The 25344-nt window shown below is 64.7% G+C and carries 28 protein-coding genes and 1 tRNA gene; 17 read left to right on the forward strand and 12 right to left on the reverse strand.

Annotation, left to right across the window (positions count from 1 at the left end; translation table 11 throughout):
• Nucleotides 1-58: 58 nt before the first annotated feature.
• From SLQ31_RS09190 to SLQ31_RS09205, 4 genes are all read right to left on the reverse strand, one after another.
• On the reverse strand, nucleotides 59-514 hold the full coding sequence (locus SLQ31_RS09190) for a response regulator (protein WP_319431635.1): 456 nt from the start codon (nucleotides 512-514) through the stop codon (nucleotides 59-61).
• Entirely contained in the window at nucleotides 511-2100 is a 1590-nt protein-coding gene (locus SLQ31_RS09195) for a sensor histidine kinase (RefSeq protein WP_319431637.1), read from the reverse strand. The genes SLQ31_RS09190 and SLQ31_RS09195 overlap by 4 nt, the downstream gene beginning before the upstream one ends.
• Nucleotides 2100-3308 carry a PP2C family protein-serine/threonine phosphatase gene (locus SLQ31_RS09200; RefSeq protein ID WP_319431639.1) on the reverse strand — a complete coding sequence of 403 codons (1209 nt, stop codon included), beginning with the start codon at nucleotides 3306-3308 and terminating at the stop codon, nucleotides 2100-2102. The genes SLQ31_RS09195 and SLQ31_RS09200 overlap by 1 nt, the downstream gene beginning before the upstream one ends.
• Before the next feature lie 120 nt (nucleotides 3309-3428).
• Entirely contained in the window at nucleotides 3429-3929 is a 501-nt protein-coding gene (locus SLQ31_RS09205; RefSeq protein WP_319431641.1) for a hypothetical protein, read from the reverse strand.
• A gap of 48 nt (nucleotides 3930-3977) precedes the next feature.
• Between SLQ31_RS09205 and SLQ31_RS09210 the strand changes: the two genes are divergently transcribed.
• Nucleotides 3978-4322, forward strand: coding sequence for a hypothetical protein (locus tag SLQ31_RS09210; RefSeq protein WP_319431643.1), 345 nt, complete (start codon nucleotides 3978-3980; stop codon nucleotides 4320-4322).
• Here the strand turns inward: SLQ31_RS09210 and SLQ31_RS09215 are convergent.
• Nucleotides 4319-4510 (reverse strand): hypothetical protein, encoded by a 192-nt coding sequence (locus SLQ31_RS09215; RefSeq protein ID WP_319431645.1) that lies wholly within the window; start codon nucleotides 4508-4510, stop codon nucleotides 4319-4321. The genes SLQ31_RS09210 and SLQ31_RS09215 overlap by 4 nt on opposite strands.
• Before the next feature lie 34 nt (nucleotides 4511-4544).
• Here SLQ31_RS09215 and SLQ31_RS09220 point away from each other — a divergent pair, with 34 nt between their 5' ends.
• The 3 genes from SLQ31_RS09220 to SLQ31_RS09230 are packed head-to-tail and all read left to right on the forward strand — an operon-like array spanning nucleotide 4545 to nucleotide 6195.
• Nucleotides 4545-5402: an LLM class F420-dependent oxidoreductase gene (locus tag SLQ31_RS09220; RefSeq protein ID WP_319432973.1), complete on the forward strand. Its 858-nt coding sequence runs from the start codon at nucleotides 4545-4547 to the stop codon at nucleotides 5400-5402.
• A gap of 60 nt (nucleotides 5403-5462) precedes the next feature.
• On the forward strand, nucleotides 5463-5846 hold the full coding sequence (locus tag SLQ31_RS09225; RefSeq protein ID WP_413641934.1) for a hypothetical protein: 384 nt from the start codon (nucleotides 5463-5465) through the stop codon (nucleotides 5844-5846).
• Nucleotides 5847-5862: 16 nt separating this feature from the next.
• On the forward strand, nucleotides 5863-6195 hold the full coding sequence (locus SLQ31_RS09230; protein WP_319431649.1) for a cupin domain-containing protein: 333 nt from the start codon (nucleotides 5863-5865) through the stop codon (nucleotides 6193-6195).
• 4 nt (nucleotides 6196-6199) lie between these two features.
• Here the strand turns inward: SLQ31_RS09230 and SLQ31_RS09235 are convergent, their stop codons facing one another.
• The 3 genes from SLQ31_RS09235 to crcB (SLQ31_RS09245) are packed head-to-tail and all read right to left on the reverse strand — an operon-like array spanning nucleotide 6200 to nucleotide 8018.
• Nucleotides 6200-7261 (reverse strand): DUF190 domain-containing protein, encoded by a 1062-nt coding sequence (locus SLQ31_RS09235; RefSeq protein ID WP_319431651.1) that lies wholly within the window; start codon nucleotides 7259-7261, stop codon nucleotides 6200-6202.
• Complete coding sequence (gene crcB, locus SLQ31_RS09240; RefSeq protein WP_319432975.1) at nucleotides 7258-7596, reverse strand: fluoride efflux transporter CrcB; 339 nt, start codon at nucleotides 7594-7596, stop codon at nucleotides 7258-7260. Before crcB (SLQ31_RS09240) ends, SLQ31_RS09235 begins: the two co-directional genes overlap by 4 nt.
• A 23-nt stretch (nucleotides 7597-7619) precedes the next feature.
• A complete protein-coding gene (gene crcB, locus SLQ31_RS09245) occupies nucleotides 7620-8018 on the reverse strand; it encodes a fluoride efflux transporter CrcB (protein ID WP_319431653.1) in 399 nt (132 codons plus the stop codon).
• A gap of 68 nt (nucleotides 8019-8086) precedes the next feature.
• On the opposite strand from crcB (SLQ31_RS09245), the gene pgm reads away from it, so the two are divergent.
• The 3 genes from pgm (at nucleotide 8087) to SLQ31_RS09260 (ending at nucleotide 11105) form a co-directional block, all read left to right on the forward strand.
• Nucleotides 8087-9721: a phosphoglucomutase (alpha-D-glucose-1,6-bisphosphate-dependent) gene (gene pgm, locus SLQ31_RS09250; protein WP_319431655.1), complete on the forward strand. Its 1635-nt coding sequence runs from the start codon at nucleotides 8087-8089 to the stop codon at nucleotides 9719-9721.
• Nucleotides 9718-10980, forward strand: coding sequence for an MFS transporter (locus SLQ31_RS09255; protein ID WP_319431657.1), 1263 nt, complete (start codon nucleotides 9718-9720; stop codon nucleotides 10978-10980). The genes pgm and SLQ31_RS09255 overlap by 4 nt, the downstream gene beginning before the upstream one ends.
• A 52-nt stretch (nucleotides 10981-11032) precedes the next feature.
• Nucleotides 11033-11105 (forward strand) — tRNA-Ala (locus SLQ31_RS09260).
• 186 nt (nucleotides 11106-11291) lie between these two features.
• On the opposite strand, the gene SLQ31_RS09265 is transcribed toward SLQ31_RS09260, so the two are convergent.
• Nucleotides 11292-12341 (reverse strand): class I SAM-dependent methyltransferase, encoded by a 1050-nt coding sequence (locus SLQ31_RS09265; protein WP_319431659.1) that lies wholly within the window; start codon nucleotides 12339-12341, stop codon nucleotides 11292-11294.
• 85 nt (nucleotides 12342-12426) lie between these two features.
• Nucleotides 12427-13158, reverse strand: a complete 732-nt coding sequence (locus tag SLQ31_RS09270) for an alpha/beta hydrolase (RefSeq protein WP_319431661.1) — start codon at nucleotides 13156-13158, stop codon at nucleotides 12427-12429.
• Nucleotides 13159-13409: 251 nt separating this feature from the next.
• On the opposite strand from SLQ31_RS09270, the gene SLQ31_RS09275 reads away from it, so the two are divergent.
• Together SLQ31_RS09275 and SLQ31_RS09280 are read left to right on the forward strand one after the other, a co-directional pair.
• Entirely contained in the window at nucleotides 13410-14132 is a 723-nt protein-coding gene (locus tag SLQ31_RS09275) for a DUF4189 domain-containing protein (protein ID WP_319431663.1), read from the forward strand.
• Nucleotides 14133-14440: 308 nt separating this feature from the next.
• A complete protein-coding gene (locus SLQ31_RS09280) occupies nucleotides 14441-14698 on the forward strand; it encodes a DUF3297 family protein (RefSeq protein ID WP_319431666.1) in 258 nt (85 codons plus the stop codon).
• Between the two features lie 93 nt (nucleotides 14699-14791).
• Here SLQ31_RS09280 and SLQ31_RS09285 read toward each other — a convergent pair whose 3' ends face one another.
• The gene (locus tag SLQ31_RS09285) at nucleotides 14792-15388 is read right to left on the reverse strand and encodes a TetR/AcrR family transcriptional regulator (RefSeq protein WP_319431668.1); all 597 of its coding nucleotides are present in this window, start codon (nucleotides 15386-15388) and stop codon (nucleotides 14792-14794) included.
• Between the two features lie 281 nt (nucleotides 15389-15669).
• Between SLQ31_RS09285 and SLQ31_RS09290 the strand changes: the two genes are divergently transcribed.
• From SLQ31_RS09290 to SLQ31_RS09325, 8 genes are all read left to right on the forward strand, one after another.
• A complete protein-coding gene (locus SLQ31_RS09290; RefSeq protein WP_319431670.1) occupies nucleotides 15670-16431 on the forward strand; it encodes a hypothetical protein in 762 nt (253 codons plus the stop codon).
• An 89-nt stretch (nucleotides 16432-16520) separates the two neighbouring features.
• Complete coding sequence (locus SLQ31_RS09295; protein WP_319431672.1) at nucleotides 16521-17705, forward strand: MCE family protein; 1185 nt, start codon at nucleotides 16521-16523, stop codon at nucleotides 17703-17705.
• Nucleotides 17702-18724: an MCE family protein gene (locus SLQ31_RS09300; protein ID WP_319431674.1), complete on the forward strand. Its 1023-nt coding sequence runs from the start codon at nucleotides 17702-17704 to the stop codon at nucleotides 18722-18724. The genes SLQ31_RS09295 and SLQ31_RS09300 overlap by 4 nt, the downstream gene beginning before the upstream one ends.
• Nucleotides 18724-19809 carry an MCE family protein gene (locus tag SLQ31_RS09305; RefSeq protein WP_319431676.1) on the forward strand — a complete coding sequence of 362 codons (1086 nt, stop codon included), beginning with the start codon at nucleotides 18724-18726 and terminating at the stop codon, nucleotides 19807-19809. Before SLQ31_RS09300 ends, SLQ31_RS09305 begins: the two co-directional genes overlap by 1 nt.
• Nucleotides 19806-21233 carry an MCE family protein gene (locus SLQ31_RS09310; protein WP_319431678.1) on the forward strand — a complete coding sequence of 476 codons (1428 nt, stop codon included), beginning with the start codon at nucleotides 19806-19808 and terminating at the stop codon, nucleotides 21231-21233. Before SLQ31_RS09305 ends, SLQ31_RS09310 begins: the two co-directional genes overlap by 4 nt.
• On the forward strand, nucleotides 21230-22540 hold the full coding sequence (locus tag SLQ31_RS09315; protein WP_319431680.1) for an MCE family protein: 1311 nt from the start codon (nucleotides 21230-21232) through the stop codon (nucleotides 22538-22540). The genes SLQ31_RS09310 and SLQ31_RS09315 overlap by 4 nt, the downstream gene beginning before the upstream one ends.
• Nucleotides 22540-24111 carry an MlaD family protein gene (locus SLQ31_RS09320; protein WP_319431682.1) on the forward strand — a complete coding sequence of 524 codons (1572 nt, stop codon included), beginning with the start codon at nucleotides 22540-22542 and terminating at the stop codon, nucleotides 24109-24111. The genes SLQ31_RS09315 and SLQ31_RS09320 overlap by 1 nt, the downstream gene beginning before the upstream one ends.
• Before the next feature lie 4 nt (nucleotides 24112-24115).
• Complete coding sequence (locus SLQ31_RS09325; RefSeq protein WP_319431684.1) at nucleotides 24116-24637, forward strand: hypothetical protein; 522 nt, start codon at nucleotides 24116-24118, stop codon at nucleotides 24635-24637.
• 66 nt (nucleotides 24638-24703) lie between these two features.
• Here SLQ31_RS09325 and SLQ31_RS09330 read toward each other — a convergent pair whose 3' ends face one another.
• Complete coding sequence (locus SLQ31_RS09330) at nucleotides 24704-25327, reverse strand: TetR-like C-terminal domain-containing protein (protein ID WP_319431686.1); 624 nt, start codon at nucleotides 25325-25327, stop codon at nucleotides 24704-24706.
• Between the last annotated feature and the right edge of the window lie 17 nt (nucleotides 25328-25344).

The following is a 25344-nucleotide window of genomic DNA, read 5'->3' on the forward strand; positions in this document are numbered from 1 at the left end:
TCACGTCGAGCGCACGCCCGCGACTCTGCGGCAAATAACCATTGGGTTTGCTAAGGGGCTACGGCCGGTGTCCGCCGCCGCCGGGCAGCCGAACCACCTGGACGAAGAACTCGTCGATCTGGCGCACCGCGCTCATGAACCGGTCGAGGTCGACCGGCTTGGTCACGTAGGCGTTGGCGTGCAGCTTGTAGCTGCGCAGAATGTCCTCTTCCGCCGACGACGTGGTGAGCACCACGACCGGAATATGGCAGAGGTCGTCGTCGGACTTGATCATCTCGAGGAGCTGGCGCCCGTCGTACTTGGGCAGGTTCAGATCGAGCAGGATGAGGTCGGGCCGCGGTGCCTCGGCGAACGGGCCACGCCGATAGAGATAATCCAGGCCTTCTTCGCCATCGTGCACGACGTGCAGCGTGTTGCTGAGCTTGTTGTGCTCGAACGCTTCCCGGGTGATCAATTCGTCACCGGGGTCGTCCTCGATGAGCAGGACATCGATCGCGCGACCCTTGTCGGTCATGAAGCGGTTCCTTCCAATAGCGGTTCGTGCTTGGCTGCGGTCATGGCGGGCAGGGTGAACCGGAAGCGCGTCCCGTCGTCATAGGACGTGTCGATCCAGATGACGCCGCCGTGATGTTCGACGATCTTCTTGACCAGAGCCAGACCGATTCCGGTGCCGGTATAGGCGTCCCGGCCATGCAACCGCTGGAAGATCACGAACACCTTGTCGACGAACTCTTCGCCGATACCGATTCCGTTGTCGGAGAAGGTGAACATCCACTGACCCTCCTGCTCTCCCGAACCTGGTTCGCAGGTGATCGCGATGCGGGGTGCTTGGTCTTCGCGGTGGAATTTGACAGCGTTGCTGACTAGATTCTGCCACAGCATGGTCAGCAGCGTCGGATCACCCAAGACCCGGGGTAACGATTCCGGACGGGCGATCTCGGCGCCGGACTCCTCGATCGCCGTGGCCACGTTGTCGATAGCCTCGCTCAGCACGGCGTCGAGGTTGACCTTGACCTGGGTGGAGTTGAGCCGGCCAACCCGGGAGAACGTCAACAGATCGTTGATCAGGACCTGCATGCGCTTGGCTCCGTCGACCGCGAAATCGATGTACTGGATTCCGCGTTCGTCGAGCTGATCCCCGTAGCGCTTTTCCAGCAGCTGGCAGAACGATGCGACCTTACGAAGCGGTTCCTGTAGGTCATGGGAGGCGACGTAGGCGAATTGCTCGAGCTCGGCGTTGGAGCGGCGCAGCTCGCCGGCTTGTTCGTTCAACTGTTCGCGCGCCGACCTGGTCGCTTCGAGCTCATCGACGATGCGGCCCCGCATCTCCTCGACATCGGCGGCGATGGCGCGAATATCCTTGGGGCCCTGCGGAACGATGTGATCACCGAAGCTACCGCTGGTAATTCGCCGACACGCGGCCGCCAGAGCCTCCAGTGGCCGGGTGATCGCATTGCGAGACAGGATCGCAATCACGAACCCGGTGATCAGGAAGGCTGCGATGATGCCGCCTAGAACGCGGTCACGCCAGGCTTGGGCGGTGTTGAGTTGCGCGAGTGCATCAGTCCGAGCGGTCGCCAGGCGCTGATTCTGGGTATCGAAGAGTGCTCTCAGGGAATCGAATTGCGACTTTCCGGCCACGACATTCGCTTTGGTGGCCACGCTGGGTGTCCCTGGGGTCACGCTGGCGATCAGTGGCTCAGCGTATTGGCTGCGCCACGTTGCCGCTGCTTGCTCTATGGCGTTCAAATCGGCGATGAGCTCGGGCCGGTCATCGAGGAGCTTCCGAAGCGCGTCTGCCGCACTTTGTTCGGTTTTCTGCCCGTCGTAATAAGGCGCGAGGAACTGCGAGTCGGTCGCGATGACGTAGCCGCGCACGGCGGTCTCCTGGTCGGTCAGCGCGGCCTGCAGTCGATAGGCGGCGACACGGGCGGGCTGGATGTCGTCGATGAGTTGCCTGCTGGTCTCATCGGTGCGGTTCAGCAGCGTCGCCGCACCCAGCGCCCCGCCGAGCACTACCACGCCCACCACGACCAGCACCAGGCTGAGCCAGCCCCGTACGGTCAGACCCGACAGCCGGGTACCTGCCACCTCTTGCATCAGCGCGTCCGTTCCACGCGCAGCACCGCGATGTCGTCGCTGATCCCGCCGTGCGATTGAGCAAGGGTCTCGGCGCCTTCGATGAGCGACTTGACGAATTCGGGGCCTGGCAGTGTTGCTATCGACCGGGCCAGTTCCAGCAGGCCCTCTTCGCCAAGGCGCTGGTTGCCGATGCCGGAATGCCCCTCGAAGATGCCATCGGTGAGCAGCACCAACCCGTGACCGTCGGGTAGCTCCAACTCGTTCTGCGGCCATTTCTGCGCGCCAAGGCCCAGTGCGGGTCCGGCGGGAGGTTCGAGCCATTCGACGGTGCCCGGTCCGTGTAGCAGCATCCCCGGGTGGCCGGCGCGGACCGCGGTGAAGCCCCGGCCGTCGGGCCACAGCGCCACGCTGAGCACGGTCGCGAAGATTCCCGATCCGGCTCGCTCGGCCCGGAGGATCTGCTCAAGGCGCCGCATCCGCTCGTTGCCGCGAAGCCCGGCGAAGGTGAAGGCGCGCCACGCAATTCGCAACGCCGCACCGAGTGCCGCCTCGTCGGGCCCGTGGCCGGCCACGTCGCCGACCATGACGTGCACGGTGCCGTCCGGCGTCTGGACCATGTCGTAGAAGTCCCCGCCCAGCAGCGCGTTCTCCCGGCTTGGCCGGTACTGGGTGACGATCTCGACGCCGGGATCCTCGTCGAGTAGGGGTAACGGCAACAGCGCCCGCTCAAGCCGCGCGTTCTCCTGGGCCCGCACCTGGCTGGTGTGGAGGTCGACAGCGATCAGCTCGGTCCGTTTGCGTTCGATGGCGTACAACAGCGAGCGGTGCAACGTCTCGGGTTCGACATGCCCCTTGACGTGGTAGTCCTGCGCGCCGGACGCCATCGCCGAGATGCCGAAGTGTTCGTCGTTGAGGCCGGTGAGCACCACGATCGGCAGCGTGGCATCGAGCTGGGCCACGCGATGGACTGCTGAGATCCCGTTCGCGTCCGGCAGGTTGAGGTCCAGCAGGACGCAGTCGGGCCGGTGAACCGACAGCTTTTCGGCGGCGATCGCGATCGACGAAGCCCACTCGACTGTGATGTCGGCGCCCGCGTCGTCGATCAACTCCTCGACCAGGATGGCGTCACCTTGATCGTCCTCGATCAGCAACAGCGAAATCGGTCGGTTGCTGGCCCCTGCGAAGCCGACAGGGTTCAGTCCCTGTGGGTCATGAGGTGCGCGCATGGGCCATCCAGATCCTTATCTGCAGATCGGCCGCGCTTTGACCTGGGAATTCCTGAAACAACGTGTAGACCCTACCGGCTGGACCTGGGTCGCCCAACCCGAATTGGTACCGGCGCGCCATCAGCGGTGCGCCGAGCCGATCAGCGGTTGCCCGTCGGCGGCCTGCAGCAGGCAGATCACCGTGCTCGGATAGGGGTTGTCGGAGGTCCGGTCTTGGTCGGAGTCGATGAGGTAGGTGCTGGTGTACTTGCCCGTCGCGGGCGTAGCCCCGGTGTACTGCTGGAAGCCAGTCGTGCACTCACTGGTCACGACGTCGGCCAACGCGGCGTTCACCGGGATCGGCGCGCGCAGGTATGCCTCGGCCAGATGTGGCTGGCCACAGTCGACGACGCTGACCATCACCACCGCCGGATCCGTCGGTGGTGGATCGGCCAGACAGTCACCGGCCTGCAGGTCCACCCACTTCACCGCCCGGGGCTGCGGCGCCGGTGCGGCGGCCACCGTGGCGGTCGTTGTTGTCGTCGTGGTGGTCAGCGTGGGTGTGGTGTCGCTACTCCCACCGCAGCCCGCCAACGCGGTGACGGCAAGCCCGACCACCGCGCACCACCCCGTTGTGCGCATCTCCATGTGTTTACCGGACCGGGCTGGCCGGGTACAGGACTTCCCACCATGACGATCCTGAAGACTGCCAAGGTGGCATTCGCGGCCGTGGCCGGCGCGATCGCGTTGGGAGCAGGGGCAGGCCTCGCCCAGGCCGATCCGCACCCGCCGCCTGCACCGCCCCCGATCCCGGGCGGCCCGGGCGCCAACGTCGGCGGGCCGGGCACCCCGCTTCCGCCAGGTCAGGGATACCAGCCCCCACCTGGGCATAGCGCCCTGATTGACGATGTCGTGCCGGTCTGGGCTCCGCCGCCGCCACCACCACCGCCGTGGGCGCCCTGGCTGCCGGTGGTCTGGAACGCCGACTTGCCGGCGTGGGGCGTCTGGTGGAACGGCGGCTTCATCCAGCTCTAGAAGGTGCTGTCGCGATCCCGCACGTACACCAGCAGCGCCGGATCGGCTGAGGTGAATCGGTCGACCTCTTCGCCGCCGTCACAGCGATACAGCCCGACGGTGACCTCATCCGCATGACGATCGATCACCGCCCAATGCGCGCCGGCATCCTCCCACCGCTGCAGCGCCGCCACCGGGTCATCGCTCATAGCGACCATCATGACCCGTGCGATGATGCGCAGTATGCGACTCGGGTTGCACGCTCTGGGTATCGGCGCCGGCGCTGAATCCGCGGTGATCCAGGCGGTGGCCATTGCCGCCGAACAGAGCGGCTTCGCCACACTGTGGGCGGGGGAGCACGTCGTGATGGTCGACGACTCTGTATCGCACTACCCGTACGCCGACGACGGCAAGATCGCCGTGCCGGCCGACGCCGACTGGATCGATCCGATGATCGGCCTGTCGTTCGCTGCGGCCGCCACGACGACGATCGGCATCGCCACCGGCGTGCTGCTGTTGCCCGAACACAACCCGGTGATCGTGGCCAAGCAGGCCGCCAGCCTGGACAAGCTCAGCGGTGGCCGATTCTCATTCGGCATCGGAATCGGTTGGTCGCGTGAGGAATTCGATGCGATCGGGGTCCCGTTTGAGCGTCGAGCGGCCCGCACCGCCGACTACGTCGCTGCGATGCGCGCCATCTGGCGTGACGATATCGCCTCCTACGCAGGAGAATTCGCCAACTTCGAGAACATCCGGGTCAATCCCAAACCGCGGGAGCGCGCGATCCCGATCCTGTGCGGTGGCAATAGCGATGCCGCCCTTCGCCGTGTCGCGCAGTGGGCTGATGGCTGGTACGGCTTCAACCTGCGTGACGTCGACGACGTCGCGGCCAAGATGGCGACCTTGCGCCGGCTGTGTGAGGAAGCCGGACGTGATCCGGCCGAACTGCGGGTGGCAGTCGCGCTGCGCCAACCCAACCCGGCGCAGGCGGAGCGTCTGACACAGTTGGGTGTCGACGAACTGGTGTTGGTCGCGTCGCCACCGGAGGACCCGGCGCAGGCCGGCGCCTGGGTGGCCGAACTCGCCACGGACTGGCGGTAAGGGGACGTGGTGGCGCACTGGACGGCGACCGCGGTGGCAGCGTTGTTCGTTTGGCTGGGCATGGTGCTGGCCATCTCATTCCTCGAGGCGCCGCTGAAGTTCCGTGCACCCGGGGTCACCATCGCGCTCGGGTTGGGCATCGGACGGCTCGTCTTCCGTGCGCTCAACACCTGCGAAGCAGTGCTGGCGGCGGTCATCGTCGTTGCCTTGGTGATGGGCACGCCCAGCGCCGGTGTCATTGCGGCCGTCCTGGTCGCCATCGCCGCGCTGGTGATTCAGGTGGGCCTCGTGCGTCCGGCCCTGACTCGGCGCTCGGATGCGGTGCTGGCCGACGCGAGTCAGGCGCAGGCCGGGCGATCACACGCGCACTACGTCTACGTCGTAGTCGAAGTTGTCAAGGTGGTGGCGCTGCTCGTGGGTGGCGTTCTGCTGCTTAACTTTTGAAAAACTGGAGGATGTTATGGATTCGATTTCGCTGTCCCAGCTCGCCGACGAACAGCTGGCTGCGGCCCGCTCGTCGAACAGTGGGCGGGCCGCACACACCGTGCACGGCGGCCACGAGCACCAGCTGCGGCAGACGTTGATCGCCCTCGCCGGTGGCCGTGACCTCAGCGAGCACCACAGCCCGGGGGAGACCACGCTGCAGGTACTGCGGGGCAATGTCCGGCTGACCACCGCCAATGACGCCTGGGAGGGTCATGAAGGCGATCTGCTGGTGGTTCCGCGGGAGCGGCACGGCCTGCATGCGATCGAGGACTCGGTGATCCTGCTGACGGTGTTGACCGACAGCTGATCGCCTAGTTCCGGTAGTCGGCCAGATCCGTTGCACCACTGCGCACGTCGCCGTCGAGCATCAGCATCGCGGGCACCATCTCGGAGGTGACCAACCCGTGGCGGCCGGTCAGCTCGTCGACGAGGTCGAAGCACCGCGCGATGATCTCCGGGGTGTCGACAACCATCGTGGTCACCGGCACCTGGCGGCCGTATTGAATCAGCTTGTCGCCGTGGGGTTTATGGTCACCGTGAAAGCCCCAGATGCCGCGCAGTACGGTCGCGCCGCCGACGGTCTCTGATTCCCACAACCGCCGTACCAGTGCCCGGTGAATGGGCACCCCGTCATGGTGGGTGGACTCGTCGGTGTAGATCGTCAGCTGCTGGTGCAACGCGCGCCCGTGGGCGTCGACGGCGGGCAGCGTGGGCGGGCGGGCCAGCAGCTCGCCGTCGCGCTTGCACACCTGGACACGCTCCACTGTCACCAGCGGCTCGTTCATCAGTGCTTCGAGTTCGGGCAGCGCCCGCTGTGCCTGTGCGGCGGAGCCGACGGCGACGATCATGATCGGTACATCGGTGTTGCTGCCGAAGAACCGGGCACGACGCCGTCGACCGAGCGCGGTGCCGTCCACGCCGAGGAACACCGTCGCTCCCGCGAAGTGGTGGCGGTGCAACAGGTCGCACACCGCGTAGAACGCCGCTGCGCCGTTGATCCGGCGTCGACGGCCGACGTAGACGGTGACTTTCACCGCGTCGTCGTCCTCGGGCAGGTCACCGGTGTACAGCCGGGCCCGTTCCAGGGTGATCAGGCCGCGGGTGGTGGTGCCGACGACGTCGTCGATCAGCCCGTTGATTTTCGCTTCGGTGTCGACGGCGGCGATCGCGACCGGCAGATCCTCGGACAAGGTGAGCGACTCGTCGGTGCGGACGATGTGCCGCGGGCCGAAGCTGGCGATGCCGCGCAGCATCACGCTGTTGGCCACCCCGCGTTCGGCGTAGAGGTCGAGCATCGCATCGGCCAGCAAGCGGGAACCGGCGCGCTGACGGTCGCTGAAGAAGGTGGTCAGCTTCAAGTAGGTGTCGCTCATAGCAGGCTCGCAATCCATTGGCCGAGCATCGCCGCGGCGACGCCCAGGGCGACGCTGACGACGAGATTGGTGACCGCTGGCCAGATCTGGCGCTCCTCGGTCAGCCGCTGGGTTTCCAGCATCCAGGTCGAGAACGTGGTGTAGGCCCCGACGAAGGCGGTGCCGGCCAGCAGTGCCACGTGGTGGCTCAGCGCCAGCCCGCTGACGAAGCCGAGCAGCACCGCGCCGCTGATGTTGACGGTGAGGGTGCCGAACGGAAATGACCGCGCCACGCGGCGGGCCACCGCACGATCGACCATGAACCGGGCCACCGACCCCAGCCCGCCGATGACCATCACCCCGGCCCATACCGCGAGGCTCACGCCCGGATCCTGACCCGGCGCACCAGCGCTGTCGCCACGTACACCGCCAGCAGGCCGGCGATGATGCTGACCACGGTGTAGCCGGCCGCCAGGCCGTAGTGATGGTGCTCGATCATCTTCAACGTCTCGACCTGCATGGTGGAGAACGTCGTCAGCCCCCCGCACAACCCGGTACCCAGCAGGGGGCGGCGATAGCTCGACAGCGGCAGGCGCTCCAGCAATCGGGTGGTGAAGTACCCCAGCAGGAACGCGCCGACGATGTTGACGCCGAATGTCGCCCACGGCCAGTGCGCCGGGTCATCGGCGAAGACCGTCGCCAGGCTCGCGCGCGCCAGGGTCCCGACCGCGCCGCCGACGAATACGGCCGCCAACTCCCGGTTGTCATGGCCGAACATGGGCCACCCCCTTAACCGTCGATGAATCCGCGAGCAAGTATCGCCCCTAGGGGGGCAGAATTGGCGTCATGGCGGCTAACCCCCGCGCCGGTAAGCCGGCGCTCCCCGAAGACCTCGTCGATCTGCCCCATCTGGTCACCGCGTATTACACGGTGAACCCCGACCCCGACGACATCGACCAACAGGTGGTGTTCGGCACGTCGGGGCACCGCGGCTCCAGTCTGGACGGGGCGTTCAACGAGGCACACATCCTGGCCACCACACAGGCGATTGTGGAGTACCGGGCTGCGCAAGGCACCACCGGTCCGCTGTTCATCGGCCGCGACACCCACGGGCTGTCCGAGCCGGCGTGGGTGTCGGCGCTGGAAGTGCTGGCCGCCAATGATGTTGTGGCCATGATTGATTCGGCCGACCGTTACACCCCGACCCCGGCGGTCAGCCACGCCATCCTCGCGTTCAACCGCGGCCTGACCTCTGGCCTTTCCGACGGTATCGTCGTCACCCCGTCACACAACCCGCCACGCGATGGCGGGTTCAAGTACAACCCGCCCAACGGCGGCCCCGCCGACACCGACGCCACCGGCGTGATTGCCAAGCGCGCCAACGAGATTCTCCGCGGCGGGCTCAAGGATGTGAAGCGGGTGCCGCTGGCGCGCGCACTCCCACGCGCCCAACGCCACGACTACCTCGATGCCTACATCTCGGATCTGCCCAACGTCGTCGACATCCACGCCATCCGCGCTCAGAAGATCCGCATCGGTGCCGACCCGCTGGGCGGGGCCAGCGTCGACTACTGGGGCGCCATCGCCGAGCGCCACGACCTGGACCTCACCGTGGTCAACCCGCTTGTCGACGCGACGTGGCGGTTCATGACACTGGACACCGACGGCAAGATTCGGATGGACTGCAGTTCACCGAACGCGATGGCGTCACTGATCGCCAACCGGGACTCCTATCAGATCGCCACCGGCAACGACGCCGACTCCGACCGGCACGGCATCGTGACCCCCGACGCCGGGCTGATGAACCCGAATCACTATCTGGCCGTGGCGATCGATTATCTGTACTCGCATCGGCCGGACTGGCCGGCCACCGTGGCCGTCGGCAAGACCGCAGTCAGCTCGTCGATCATCGACCGGGTGGTGGCCGGCCTGGGCCGCAAGCTCATCGAGGTACCCGTCGGGTTCAAGTGGTTTGTCGACGGATTGATCAGCGGCACAATCGGTTTCGGTGGCGAGGAGTCGGCCGGTGCGTCGTTCCTGCGCCGCGACGGCTCGGTGTGGACCACCGACAAGGACGGGATCATCATGGCCCTGCTGGCTTCGGAGATCCTCGCGGTCACCGGGTCGTCGCCGTCGCAGCGCTACGACGAGCTGGCCGCCAAGTACGGTGCGCCGACCTATGCCCGCGTCGACGCCCCGGCCAACCGGGAACAGAAGGCGCGGCTGGCCAAGCTGTCCCCGGAGCAGGTCACCGCGACCGAGTTGGCCGGCGAGCCGATCACCGCGAAGCTGACCACCGCGCCGGGCAACGGCGCAGCGCTGGGCGGGCTCAAAGTGACTACCGCCAACGGCTGGTTCGCCGCGCGGCCGTCGGGCACCGAGGATGTCTACAAGATCTACGCCGAGTCGTTCAAGGGCCCCGAGCATCTGGCGGAGGTGCAGGACGCCGCCCGTGAGGTGGTGAATACAGTCATCTCGTGAGTTCCGTCGCGGAGGGTGACTGTCCCTCGGAAGCCGAGGCCAAGCTTCCGCGGGAAGTCTGGGTTCTGATCGCGGCCAACGCGGTCATCGCCCTCGGCTACGGCGTGGTCGCGCCGGTGCTGCCGCAGTTCGCTCGCAATTTCGGAGTGAGCATCAGCGCCGCGACGTTCGTGATCACCGCCTTCGCGGTGATGCGGCTGTGCTTCGCCCCGGTGTCGGGCATGTTGGTGCAGCGCCTGGGGGAGCGGCGCATCTATGTCAGTGGCTTGCTGATCGTGGCGGTGTCGACGGGGGCGTGCGCCTTTGCCCACACCTACTGGCAGCTACTGGTGTTCCGGTCGCTTGGCGGGATCGGCTCGACGATGTTCTTCGTCTCGGCGTTGGGGCTGATGATCCGGATCAGTCCGAACAACGCCCGCGGTCGGGTGGCGGGCATGTTCTCCAGCGCGTTCCTGGTCGGCTCGGTCGCCGGTCCGCTGATGGGCAGCCTGACCGCCGGCCTTGGCCTGGCCGCGCCGTTCCTTATCTACGGGGTGGCGCTGCTGATCGCCGCGGCGGTGGTGTTCATCAATCTGCGGCATTCGCATCTGGCCGCGCCGGCCCCGGCCGACGAGCTGACGGTGACGTTGCGAGTCGCGCTGCGCCATCGGGCCTACCGCGCGGCGCTGTTGTCCAACTTCGCCACCGGCTGGTCGGCGTTCGGGCTGCGGGTCGCTCTGGTGCCGCTGTTCATCACCGAAGCGCTGCACCGCGGGCCCGGGGTGGCCGGTGCGGCGCTGGCCACATTCGCGGCCGGCAACGTCGCGGCCGTGCTTCCGTCGGGACGGCTCTCCGACCGGACGGGGCGTCGGCCGCTGCTGATCATCGGTCTCGGTGTTTCCGGGCTGACGACGGCGGTGGTCGGTGCGGCGACGTCGCTGCCGGTGTTCCTGGTGGGTGCGTTCATCGCGGGCGCGGCCACCGGGGTGTTCACCGCGCCGCAGCAAGCTGCGGTCGCCGACATCATCGGCAAGGCCCGCGGCGGGACGGCGGTGGCGACGTTCCAGATGATGTCGGATCTGGGGTCGATCGCGGGGTCATTCGGGGTCGGGGAGATCGCTCAGCACCTGTCGTTCGAGGCGGCCTTCGCGATGAGCGGCGCGATCCTGGTCCTGGCCTCGATCGGGTGGCTGCTGGCGCCGGAAACCCGGGATGGCCCGCCGTTGGAGCACACCCCGCCGCGGCCGCTGGGCCCAGAGGCCGCTGGCGAGCTGCCCTGACCAGCGATTTTGAAGCGCGCCTGCCGGTGGTGTAACTTCGGTGGGCACACCTGGGGCTATGGCGCAGTTGGTAGCGCACCACACTGGCAGTGTGGGGGTCAGGGGTTCGAATCCCCTTAGCTCCACTTTTCCAAGACCCGCTCTGACTTCGGTTGGGGCGGGTTTCTTGGTTTACGGAACCCGTAGGTCGGGCGAGAACGCACATGAGGCTGTAGATCCGCGGAGATCGCGACCCTGCGCGCAGTTTGGATGACGGCAACGGTCATTGGCGGTCGTGGTGGCAGACGGCGTAAAGCATCCAATCGAAGGGGCTACGGCCTGGCCTCGAACACCATGTTGAACGGAGTCTGGGCCGCGCGACGGAAGCGGGTGAACCCGCCGTCACTCATCACCTCAGCCAGCCGCTGTTCGCCGGCCTGCGCGCCCAGCGCGGGTCCGTTCTGTGCGAGCGATACGGGTACGCAGATGAGTGAAGATGCCCCGTAGAAGACCCTGCCTACAGGATTGAGGTTGTCCGAGACGCTGTCGCCCGCTGCCGGTTCGACCAGCAGGCAGTGCCCGTCGGCATCGAGTGACTGCCGGGCGTGCCGGGCCGCGCCGGACGGATCAGCCATGTCGTGCAGACAGTCGAAGAAGGCGATCAGGTTGTAGTCGCCTCCCTGATATGACGTCGCGTCCGCTACCTCGAAGCGCGCGTTGGTCACGCCGGCCTGTGCGGCATGCTCGCGAGCGGTCTCGATCGACGCGTCGTGGTAATCGATGCCGACGAACTGCGCATCCGGAAATGCTTGCGCCATAAGGATGGTCGTCACACCGTGCCCGCATCCGATGTCGGCGGCGCGGCCCCCGGAGTTCAGTTTCTCGACAACGCCGTCGAGAGCGGGCAGCCAGTCGGACAGCAGGCTTGCGTTATAGCCGGCCCGAAAGAACCGCTCGGTGCCGCGGAACAGACATGGATGATGCTCGCCCCACTCCATCCCGGATCCCCCGCGAAAGTTCTGGACGGCTCGCTCCTTGACGTGGAATAGATCCTCGACGATGGAGTAACCGCCGGGTAGATCCACCGGCCCCTCGGGGTTCGCCAGGCACAGCGCCTGCTCCTCGCTCAGGTGGTATCGGTCAGTCGCGCTGTCGTATTCGACGTAGCCTCCGGCGGCCTGGTTGGCGAGCCACTCTCGCACGTAGCGCTCGCTCGTGCCGGTGCGATCGGCCAGTTCGGCAGACGTCAACCGCTCCTCGGCCAGCGCGGCATACAGTCCGAGCTCATCGCCGATAAGTACCAGGACCGCGCTCATCGCAGCGCCCAGATCGCCGATGGCCTTGCCCAGAAATTCGTTGAGTTTGACTTCGTTGACAGCCATTGCAGCCCCTTCGCGCTTCGTCGCGCGTCGGCTAATAACTTACTCACCGACGCAGCCCGGCCGCGGGTGATTTCGGGGTTATCGCTCAGGCCAGGGCCAGGGCCAGGGCCAGGGCTAGGTCGATGGCGACGGGGCCGCTCACGGCGGTGACACCGCGACGACGATCGCCTTCCTCAATCGCCCTAGCGGGCGCGCAACGGGACGGCCGCCGCGAGGGTCGATCCCGCCGAATCGCCGGCGACCGCGATACGGGCGCGCTGTCGCCATCGATTTCGTGGGCGTTGTCGACCACCCAGCTGTAGACCTCATAGGCATCATCGAATGGTGTAGGGAACGGGAACTCCGGCGCCATCCGATAGTTGGCTGACACCACGACCGCGTCGTTGGTGAACGCCAACTTGCGCGACAGGAAGTCGCAGTCATCAGACGAACCGACCGTGAATCCACCGCCGTGGTAGTAGACGATCACCGGAAGACGCTGATCAGCCGGTGCTGCCGAGGGTCGGTAAAGCTGGCATCGCGCTACCCCGTCGGTGACCGGCAGGTAAACCTCATCGACATCGACATTCGGTACTGCCTCGGCGCCTGCCATCGGGACCAGGGTCGGATCCTGTGGGTGGCCGTCGCCGACATACCCGCTCCGCACGGGCGCAATCATCAAGTCCCGCAACGCTACCGGCTGTCGCAAGTTGGCAAGTATGCGGTACATCGGCATCGCCGGGTCATCGCGGGCGACAAAGCTCAGACCATCAATCGAGATTGGCGCGGTGACATCCACCTGGCCCTGCGGCACCGAACGCAGCGAGTCGCGTATCACCCCGATGATCCTAGAAGGTCATACCGTGGCGCCGCTGCGTATGTACCGCAATCGAATTGAGAGATATCGATGCGGCGCGCACCTTGTATGGATCGGGTAGTACACCGTCGATGCTTGCCTGGCGGATAGGAAACCCTGCCCTTGAGCCAGTGGATCCTGGCTTCCCGGCGATTACCCAGCCCGTTGCTGAGCGCGACTATTGCGACACGGGTGAACGGCCAGGGAACCCGACTAACTCAAGGACACGAAACATGACAACCACCTACCAGGGCGGTGCCGGTCGGCGCAGCCACACCATCGCCGCGATCCTGCTGGCCGCGGCGGCGACCGTCGTCGGAATGGTCGGCGCAGCCGCGCCAGCGCACGCAGCTGACCAGTACATCGCACTCGCCCTCGGATACGTCAACGAGAATCCCCCCGTCACGATGGCCGGCGGCTCCGCGATCAACGGCAGCCGAGACCAGGCCGCCCAAGGGGCGCTCACGAACTGCGTGAACAACGGCGGCAGCCACTGCGTGACCGAGGTCATCGCCACGAACGAGTGTGCGGCGGCCGCCTCGAACGACTACGGCGAAGAGGTCGGGGCATCTGCCCCATCGCTCGCCGCCGCGCAGAGCAAGGCCAAGAGCATGCTGCAGAACCAGCAGGGCGCAAAGGTCATCGTCTCGGGTTGTGCGAACGGGGCCACCCCGCCGCCGCCGAATGACCCGCCGCCACCGCCGCCCGCACCGAAGCTGGGGCCGACGGTCTCGTTCGACACTGTCGTGGGTGGCATGGTGGCTCACATCACGGACCGCAGTGGAGTGACGTCGCAATGCACGTATGCGACGGACAACTTCAACCGCGGCTTCGCCCTGCCGGCCAACTCCAAGTACGACCTGAGGATCGTCCCCGCTGTTCCCCGATTCCGGAACTGGACCGTCACGATCACATGTGACAACGGCACGAGCACGACGGCGACGACGTTCTTCTGAGTCCCGGCGTTGCCGCTAACCCGATCCGCCCGGGCCGTGATGCTACGGCCCGGGCGTGTATCGGGTTTTCTGTTGATGCCATCAACGGTGCCGGGGATCGAATCCGTACCGAACCCGTCAGCTCGCAGGTTTCGTTCGGCGATCGTCGCAGCTCAAGCAACATTTCCGCCGGAACTGTCAGGGGTTCGAATCCCCTTAGCTCCACCAGGAAACGAGCAGTTCAGGGAGTTGGTCGCGCCGGTTAGGGTCGCGTAGGTTCTTACAGAATCAAACCCAAGAACCCAACGCAGCATTTAACGAAAGCCATCATGTCCGAGGATCAGAGCACAGACGTTCCACCGAATCACCTCTCCATCGATCCGCGCAGCGCCTTCTACAGCGAAGAGGTGCTTCAACGCGACGTGGGTATTCGCTTCAACGGCGTCGAGAACACCAATGTTCACGAATACAACGTGGCCGAGGGTTGGGTGCGTGTTGAAGTCCCCACCGCCAAGGATCGCCGCGGAAATCCTATGGTCATCAAGCTGAGCGGCACGGTTGAAGCGTATTTCCGCGTAGCGGAATAGGCGCCCTGGTTACTGGCGCGGCTGTCAATCGGCCCCGGCAGCGATCCTGTGGCTCTAGTGGCTGCGTACGGCACAATCCGGCCGATTGGTACGTCAGGATTGCTGGTTGATCAGCTCGATGATTGCCCGTTGGGCTTCGCCGACTTCGAGCGGCAGTGTGGCGAACATTTCGGCGATCATCATCGCGACCGGGGTCGTCCACAGCAGCATGCCCAGTGCAACGGCGTTCTGGCCGCCATGACTGGTTTCCAACCGTTGGGTCAGACTCACGAGGGCCGCACCGAGTCGCTCCATGTGCCGGCTATCGAGGCCGGAACGCAGCTCTTTGGTGGATATGAGGATCTCGAGACCGGCCATCGCTTTGGGGTTGGCGAATGCTTCCCAGGCGCCACGCACCAAGTCGGTGGTGTCGATCGGTTGCTCTGGGTCGGACAACGCTTCGAGCGAGGTAACCAGGCGGTCAACGGCGTCGTCGATGACCGCGATCAGCAGGCCGTCGCGGTCGCCGAAGTGGTGCTGGATGACACCCCACGTCACACCGGCGCGTTCGATGATGTGCCGTGCGCTCGCGGCTGAAAACCCTTCTTCGCGGATGCAGAGGACTGTCTCGTCGATGAGGCGTTCACGAGTGCGGTCGCCGCGTTCGCGGCGGCCGGTGGTGGGACGGTCGGGACTCCTGCGCCCACTCATTGCCGCCCCTGCCTAGCGTGTCGCCTCATCCGTAGCACTTTATGACAGCACCAGCACCGACCCAGCGCATACGCGTGCTATCGGCACGGGCGTTGACCCTTGCCATTCAAACATGGCATGTGCCATGCTAGCGAAGTTGCCGGTGTCTGCGAGGCGGGACGAAATCGTCAAGCAGAAGCGGCGGGTCTTCGGGCACTTACGACTGAATGTGACTGCTGCCAGTAGCGCTTCGCGGTGCTAGTTCCGACGGGCGAGTCCGCCAAAGGCATGGAGGTTTGACTATGACGGAGACGATCCCTCAGGACGGCAAACGCGATTCATCGACGAAGCGCGGACTCTCCTCCCTGCAGAAGTCCCTCTTCGGCATCTTGGCGTTCTTCTTCGTCATCCACATCGTGTTCTGGTACCTGGAATTTCATGCCGGGGTGTCCCATGTCGTGGCATCTACGGCGTTGGTTTTGTTCGTCGTCGGCTGTTTCGTGACGGCACTTGTTCTTCCGTGGCTACCCCTTCCGGGGCAGCGCGATTGGACGAAATCGCAACGGCTGGGTGCGATGGTGATCGTGTGGGTATTCATCGCCCTGATACCACGTTTCATCTGGGAACTCCCGTGGCTTCTGTTCTTCAACGAGATCCGAGCCGGCGTTGAGAACGGCGCGCTCTGGACGTACATGTGGTCGCCCATCCTCTTAGGTGGCGACGCGCGCTACCTGAACGGTGACCCGCTCATCGTGGTTCTTGAGTGGATCGCGTTCTTCATCGGCCTGTTCGAAGCGTATGCGATGGTGCAGTTCTTCCGAAATGGCAAGCGGTTCACCAGCACTCAACTCTCGTTCATTATGGGTGGAATGATAGTGGAGGTCACGCTGCCGGCGGTTTACTTCGGTGTGGAGATCGCGAACAACATGCAGAGCATGACCAGCCCGGCCGAGATGTGGATCAAGTTCGTGGTGCTGAACCTGTTGTGGTGCACCATGCCGCTGGTCACCTACTTCTGGGGCGTACGCAGATTGACGCGCCAAGACTTCGCCGTTGCGTTCTGACTTTGTTCGTGTTGTCGCGGCTTTGCAGGGCGGACTGGTGACATGACCGTGATGCGTTGTCGCGCAGACGTAATGGATTTGGGCAGTTGATGAAAGAGCATGCGCGCACGTTGTCTGGTCTGGCCATGGTTGTGGCGATCGTGGGCATTGTGATCGTGGCGGCGGGGATGTTTCGCGGCAGCTTCGCCGACACGGTGCCCCTGACGGTTCTGTCGCAGCGGGCGGGCCTGGTGATGAATCCGGACGCGAAGGTCAAGCTGGTCGGTGTTCCGGTGGGTAACGTCGTGTCGATCCAAGACCGTCCCGACGGTCAGGCCGCCATCTTGTTGGCCATGGATCCGGCTCAGCTGGCTCAGATTCCGGACAACGTCAGAGTCGACATCTCCTCGGCGACGGTCTTCGGCGCCAAATCGATTGACCTTGTGGCGCCGCCGAACCCATCGACGCACACGCTGCGGCCCGGGCAGGTGCTGACCGCAGAGCATGTGACGGTCGAGTTCAACACCATTTTTCAGCAGCTCTCCTCGGTGCTGTCGGCGATACAACCAGAGAAGCTCAACGAAACACTCGGGGCGATCTCCTCGGCATTCAACGGCCGCGGCCCGCAACTCGGGCGCACCCTGAGCGATTTCGACGCACTGCTGGCCAAACTCGAACCCAGCCTCCCCAACCTCACCCACGACACCGAAACGGCACCGGAGGTGCTCAACGCCTACGCCGACGCCGGCCACGATTTCGTCACCACACTCGATGACGCGACACACATCGGCCAGACAGTTGTCGAGGAACAGAACAGTCTGGATACGTTCCTCGTCAGCACCATTGGGCTTGCCGACGTCGGCAACGACGTCCTCGGATCGAACCGCGCGGGCATCAGCGACGTGTTCCGAGTGTTGGTGCCCACCACTGATTTGACCAACCAGTACCACCAAGGGCTGAACTGCGGGATCGGCGCGCTGGCCACGATCGCATCGGGTCCGCCACTGGAGAAACCGGGCATCACCGACTCCATCGGATTCCTGCTGGGCCGTGAGCGGTACCGCTATCCGATGAATCTGCCGAAGGTCGCCGCCACCGGCGGGCCGCAGTGCACCTCGCTACCGACCGTCCCGTTCGACACCGGCCCGCCATTCGTGGTCACGGATGTGGGAACCAACCAGGCGCAATACGGCAATCAAGGCATCCTGCTGAACTCCGATGGACTCAAGCAATTGCTCTTCGGACCGATACCCGGACCTGCCCGCAACACCGCTCAGATCGGAGAACCAGGGTGAGCGGCACACGGGGACACATCCTGAAGTTCGGTGCCTTCGGCGTCGTCATGGTCGTGCTGACCGCATTTCTGTTCATGATCTTCGGGCAGTACCGCAACGGTTCGACCAACGCCTACTCCGCAATGTTCGTCGACGTATCGGGACTGAAAACCGGTGATTCGGTGCGCGCCGGCGGTCTGCGTGTCGGCACCGTCGCCGACATCTCGATGCGGCCAGATCACACCGTGACGGTCGCGTTCGACGCTGACCGCAACGTCGTGCTGAGCAGCGGCACCAAGGCGGCCGTCCGCTACCTCAACCTGGTCGGCGACCGATTCCTGGAACTCATCGACGGACCAGGCTCAGCCAGAGTGATGCAGCCCGGCTCGCAGATCCCCGCCGACCGGACTGCACCGGCGCTGGACCTCGATCAGCTACTGGGCGGTCTCAAGCCGGTCATCCAGGGCCTGAATCCTCAAGACGTCAACGCATTGACCAACGCTCTGCTGCAGATCTTTCAGGGCCAGGGCGACACGGTGGACTCGTTGCTGACCAAGACAGCATCGTTTTCCAATGGGCTGGCCGACAACAACCAGATCATCGAAGCGCTCATCGACAACCTCAACGCTGTGATCGGCACGCTCGCCACCAGTGGAAGTCAGTTCGCCGATGCTATCGACCGTTTCCAGCGGTTGGTCTCCGAATTGGCCGCCCACCGTGACCCCATCGGCGAGGCCATCAACGCCCTCGACAGCGGCACAACATCGATCGCTGATCTGCTCGGCCAGGCCCGCGCGCCGTTGGCCGGCACCATCGATCAACTGAGCCGCTTGGCGCCCCTACTCGACGATCAGAAAGGCCTTCTCGACGGGGCACTGCAATCGGCCCCGGACAACTACCGCAAACTCGTGCGCTTGGGCGCCTACGGAAGCTGGATCAACTACTACATCTGCGAACTCACCGTCCGCGTCACCGACCTGCAAAACCGAACCGCCGTCTTCCCGTTCGTCAAACAAGACAACGGCAGGTGCGCTGAGTAATGCTGAAATACCGCGAATCACGCCTGGTGCGCACGGGATTCATCGGCGCCGTGCTGATCATCCTCGTCATCACTGTGGGCCTGCAACCCGAACGGCTCAGTTCGTGGGCCACCTCCTTGCGATTTCAGGCGCTGTTCACCGAAGCCGGGGGACTGACCGCCGGCAACGACGTCCGGCTGGCGGGAATGAAAGTCGGTCAGGTCGACGATGTTTCGCTCGACGAGGAAGGGAAGGCGCTGATCACCTTCAGCGTCGACAGTGCGATCACGCTCGGCAACGACACGTCGGCGCACATCAGGACCGGTACCCTGCTGGGGCAGCGCATCCTCACGCTGGAATCCGCAGGCAGCGGTCTGCTGCGTCGCGGCGCGGTCATTCCGCTATCGCGCACCTCGTCGCCGTATTCGCTGACCGAAGCGGTTACCGACCTCACCACGAACACCGCGGGTACCGACACTGAAGGCATCAACGCGTCGTTGGATGCGTTGTCCGACACCATTGAACAGATCACGCCCCAGCTGGGTCCGACGTTCGACGGGCTGACGAAGGTCTCGCGGTCCTTGAACGCGCGCAACGACAGCCTGCGGGAGCTACTGAAAAGCGCGGCGTCGGTCACCGGCATCCTCGCTGAGCGAAGCGAAGCGCTCAACACCCTGATCCTGGACGCCAATGACCTGGTCGCCATGCTCAACGAGCGGCGTGAAGCCATCGTCAGCCTGCTGGCCAGCACCTCGGCGTTGTCGCGCGAACTGTCAGGACTGGTCGCCGACAACGAGAAAGAGCTGGCACCCACATTGCAGAAACTGAACTCGGTGACCGCGATGCTGGAAAAGAACCGCGACAACATCGCCAAAACCCTGCCTGGTCTAGCCAAATACGAAATGACCCAGGGTGAAGCCGTGGCCAGCGGGTACTTCTACCAGTCCTACGTCCCCAATCTGATACCGGCGCAGGTTATCCAGCCGTTCCTCGACTACGCGCTCGGGTTCCGACGCGGCGTCAGCAACGGGCAGCCGCCGGACAACGCCGGGCCCCGGGCGGAACTCCCGTTGCCGTACAACGGGATTCCGGGTGGTTCACGATGAACGCCAGGAGGTTACGGCGGGGGGCCGTGGTGGTGCTGGTTGTCTTGCTGCTGGCCGGTGCCGCCGTGCTGATCCGCAACTTTTATTTCGCGCCGAAGGTGATCACCGCCTATTTCACGAGTGCCACCGGGATCTACCCGGGCGACGAAGTCCGCATCTCGGGGGTCAAAGTGGGGACCATCGCTGCGATCGAACCGGCCGGCGCCAACGCCAAAATGACCCTTGACATCGAGCACCGGATATCGGTTCCTGCCGACGCCAAGGCCGTCATCGTCGCGCAAAGCCTGATCTCGGCTCGTTACGTGCAACTCGCCCCGGCCTACGCCAAGTCCGGTACCACCATGGCCGACGGCGCGGTGATCCCGGTCGAGCGAACCGCAGTGCCCGTGGAATGGGACGAAGTTAAAGCCCAACTAACCCGCCTGGCAACAGATTTAGGACCGCACAGCGGCGTCTCGGAAACATCGGTGTCCCGTTTCATCGACACCGCGGCCAACGCGATGGACGGCAACGGCGCCAAGCTGCGCCAGACACTGGCCGAGTTGTCCGGACTGGGGCGGATTCTGGCCGACGGCAGCGGCAACATCGTCGATATCCTGAAGAACCTCCAGACGTTCGTCACCACGCTGCGCGACAGCAACCAGCAGATCGTCGAATTCCAAGGCCACTTCGCGACCCTGACCAGCGTGGTCAACGACCGCACCGACCTCGACTCCACCCTGAAAGATTTGAACGCCGCGGTCAGTGACGTGCAACGATTCGTCAAAGGCAGCCGCGATCAGACGGCTGAACAGCTGCAAAGGCTGACCAACGTCACTCAAACCCTGGTCGACCACAAGCGCGATCTCGAGAACATCTTGCATGTCACGCCCAATGCCATCGCCAACGGCTACAACATCTACAACCCGGACACCCACAGCAATATCGGCTCCTTCGTGTTAAACAACTTCTCCAACCCGGGAGCGTTCCTGTGTCAGGCGATCGAAGCCGTCGCCGACGTCACTGCGGGGGAGACGGCAAAACTGTGCAGCCAATATCTCGGTCCGGCACTCAACACGGTCGGGTTCAATTATCTGCCGTTTCCGTTCAGCTCCTACCTGATGAAATCGCCGAGCCCAGAAAACCTCATCTACTCCGAGCCGAACCTCGCCCCCGGCGGGAGCGGGCCGAAACCTGCCGCACCCGATGTGCCGCCAGCGATCTCCGCCTATACCGGCCTCAACGACCAAGCGCCCCCACCCGGATACGGCGCGCCACCAGCAGTCGCCCCGGGCTCCTCGGCGCCCGATCACCTGCCCGCCGACCCCTCTCCGGCCCTCTACCCGGGGGCCCCGGTTCCGCAGTCGCGAAGCCTGAATGACATGCTGCTGCCCGCTGAGGCGACCCGGGCACCGGCACCGGCAGCGGAGGTACCGCCCTCATGACCAATCGGCAACGCAGCCGCACGCTGGCGGTCATCGCCAGCTGTGCAGTACTGACGCTGTCCGGCTGCGGATTCAACGGCTTGAATTCCCTACCATTGCCCGGTGCGGTCGGACGAAGCCCCAACGCCAGTGCCTACCACATTCAATTCGCCAATGTCGGCACCCTGGAACCGAATTCGCCGGTGATGATCGATGACGTCGTCGTCGGCAGCGTCCGACAGATGACCTTCTCCAACTGGCACATCGACGTCGAAGTGTCGGTGAAGCCGGACGTCGTCGTTCCGACCAACGCCGAGGCCAGCATCGGCCAGACCAGCCTGCTTGGCTCGATGCACATCGCGCTCGACCCCCCGCTCGGCCAACCGCCCACCGGAAGGCTTAATCCCGGTGCGACCATTCAACTCGACAAAACCTCGACCTACCCGTCGACCGAACAGACCCTGGCGTCGCTAGCCGCCGTTGTCAACGGCGGGGGACTGGGCCAGATCGGCGACGTCATCCACAACTTCGCTGCCGCCCTAACCGGCCACGAAGGCGACATCCGGGATCTGCTGACCCGCCTGAACACGTTCGTCGACACACTAGATCGCCAGCGCGACAACATCATTGACTCCATACAGGCTCTCAATCGACTGGCGGGGACCTTCGCCGAACAGCGAGATCTCATCACCAGCGCCCTGAACAAAATTCCGCCGGCACTCGACGTGCTGATCCGCGAACGTCCCCGCCTCACCACGGCACTGGACAAACTGCGCACCTTCAGCACCACCGCCACTGGTTTGGTCAACGACACCCAGGCGAACCTGGTCAAAGATCTCCAGAACCTGCAACCCACCTTGCAAGCGCTGGCCGATGTGGGGCCAGACCTCGACAACGCCCTGGTATTCGGCTCGGTGTTCCCGTTCGGACAAGACCTGATCAAGCGCGGTGTTCGGGGTGACTACATGAACTTCTTCGGCCAAATCGACCTGACCGTGCCCCGGCTCAAACGCTCACTGCTGCTGGGCACCCGGTGGGAGGATCAGAAGGCCGCGCTGGTTCCTGCCCCCGGCGAACCGTATTGGCAGAAGTACACCTACGACCCACTGGGCCTACCGCTGGCTCCGCCGCCCCCGGGTGGGCCGCTGGGCCCGGTACCGGGGAATCCGCCGACACCCGGGCTGAATGCACTTCCACCCGGCGTTGTACTGCCGGTCAGCCCACCACCGTCTGTTGCCTCCGCCGAACCGGCGCAGCCAGGCGCATCGCCGGTCTTCGCCGGGCCTTATGGCACAGCTGACGCGACACCCGCACCCGGAGGCCGCTGATGCTCACCCGTTTCATCAAAACGCAACTCGTCATCTTCACGATCGCCTCGGTGGTCGGACTGGGGCTGATGGTGTTCAACTACCTGCAGGCGCCGGTGTTTCTGGGTATCGGTCGCATCACCGTGACACTGGACCTCCCCGCCGCCGGCGGACTGTACCCGTTGAGCAACGTCACGTACCGCGGCGTTCAGATCGGCAAGGTCACCGACGTCAAAGCCGTCGACGCCAGGTACGCCCAAGCGACGTTGTCATTGGACTCCAACGAACAGATCCCCGCTAATCTCATCGCCCAAGTGCGCAGTGTGTCGGCCGTCGGCGAACAATACGTCGACCTGCAACCGGTCGACCAATCCCCGCCATATCTGTATGACGGCTCGGTCATTGGCATGGGGCAGAGCAGAATCCCGCAACGAGTCGGCCCGATGCTGGATCAGCTCAGTGCGCTGGTTGGGACCATCCCGAAAGACAAATTGAACTCGCTGCTCGACGAATCGTTCACCGCGTTCAACGGCGCCGGCTACGACGTCGGTTCTCTGCTGGACTCCTCATCCCGAATCACCGGCGACCTCAACGGCGTCGCCGACCACACCCGCGCTCTCATCGACGACAGCGGCCCACTCCTCGATGGGCAAGCAGCGACCACCGACGCGTTGAAGACCTGGGCGCACAATCTGGCCGGCATCGCCGGCCAGATCAGACAGAGCGATCCGCAAGTGCGGACACTGCTGCACACCGGCCCCGGGTTCGCCGACGAAGTCTCGGCTCTGCTCAATCAAGTCAAACCCACACTGCCGGTTCTGCTCGCCAACCTCACCACAGTCGGCCAAGTTCTCGTCACCTACAACAAGTCTGTCGAGCAGCTCCTGGTCTTACTTCCGCCCTACATCGGCGCAATCCAGTCGTCGACACCGGTCAACAATCCGACGGGAGATGCACTGGGCGACTTCTCCATCACCATCGCCGACCCACCCGCCTGCACCGTCGGATTCCTACCCCGCTCGGCCTGGCGCGCCCCGTCGGACACCACCGAAGTCGACACACCCGATGGGCTCTACTGCAAACTGCCGCAAGACTCACCGATCGCCGTCCGCGGCGCTCGCAACTATCCCTGCATCGAGCACCCCGGAAAACGTGCCGCCACCGTGCAGGACTGCGACAGCGACAAACCCTTCGAACCATTGGCTCTCCGTCAGCACGCGCTGGGTCCCGCCCCACTCGATCCCAACCTCATCGCACAGGGAATTCCCCCCGACGCCCGAGTGTCCGCCAATAACCAGATCTTCGGCCCCCTCGACGGCACGCCATTGCCACCCGCGGCCACCCAGCCACCCGGAACAACCCCGCCCACGCCAACTCCACCCGCAGAGCCTGAGCCGGCGTCTGGAGCCCAACCCGTGGCGCCAAGCGCGTACACCAACCAGCCCGCACAGCAGGCACGCGTCGCCGTTGCCCGATACAACCCCCAAACCGGTTCCTATATGGCACCCGACGGACACCTGTATGCCCAATCGAACCTCGTCGCCCCGGCAGCACCGAAGTCGTGGACCGACCTCGTCATGACGACGGGATAGCTTGATGCGGAACATAACTCGGCTCACGAATGCCTGTGCCACATACCTCCTCGCGGGCGGTGCCGTGCTGACAACGGCGCCGCCATCTGCCGCCGACTACGACCAATACGCCATGAACGGAACATTCACCGTCGTCTCAAACGGTGAATGGGCGCAGATGAACGGCCGCTATCAAGACCAGCCGACGGTGCGAAGCACCTGGACGGTGACCTCGACGTGCAGCACTGGCATTACCTGCGCAGGCAAAGTCACCAGCTCGCTGGGGTGGACCGAAGACGTCTACACCGAGGGCGGCTACTCCTGGTTCGTTCGACACCCGGTGCCCGACTGGATACCGTGCCCCGACGGCAGCACCGCCCCCGGACTCCAGGTCTACAAGTTCTACCCAGCCACCGAAAACGGCACATCTCAGCCAATCTCTGATCTCTGGCTCGGCGAAGACCAAACCACAGGCGCCAGCGGAAACTGCGGACGCAACCGCTCACTCGTCCTGAGCCTGCCGCTCAAAATCACCAAGATCGGGTGAGTCGGGTCGCTGAGCTCTCGCGGCCCCTACACGCAAAACGCCGACTCGAGTGGTCGCGGTCTGCTTTCACGGAGTCGTCGAACCACGAGGCTTGGTGGACCAGCCCGAGGTGATCAACTGGGTGAGGTCGTCCACCCACGCAGCGTCCAGCGGGGCATCGTGCCGAATGATGATGCGGAATATCGCGCTGCCGACGACCACCTCGGCCAGCAAGGGTAGGTCGGCACCGTTCTCGTCATCAGGCTGATCGAGTCTGGACCGGAAGGTCGCGAGACCGTCGGCGAACCGGGAGATCATCCTGCTGTGCACATCGGGATCGGCGACCGTATCGGCGATCAACGCCGGGAGAGCAGCCCGGACCTCCGGGCGGTCGAACATGGTGCGCGTCGATCCCACTAGGGCTCGGATGTCCTCCTCGACGTCACCAGAAGCACTGGGCATGGCCATGACTTCGGCAGGCAGTATCGCTTCGTGCACCAGCTGCGCCTTGCCCGACCAGCGCCGGTAGATGGCGGCGGTGGTGGTGCCGGCACGCGCCGCGATGGCCGACAGCGACAGTGCCGAGTAGCCGGTCTCGAGGAGTAGATCGCGGGTGGCCTGAATGATCGCGGCATCGATCTTGCCGTCGCGAGGCCGGCCCGCCGATGACCGGGTAGGTCCCTTGTCATCTTCGGGTCGATCTGTTCTCATAATTCCAATATAGCTCG

Origin of the sequence: Mycobacterium sp. RTGN5 (assembly GCF_033804465.1) — a bacterium.
Classification (GTDB): domain Bacteria; phylum Actinomycetota; class Actinomycetes; order Mycobacteriales; family Mycobacteriaceae; genus Mycobacterium.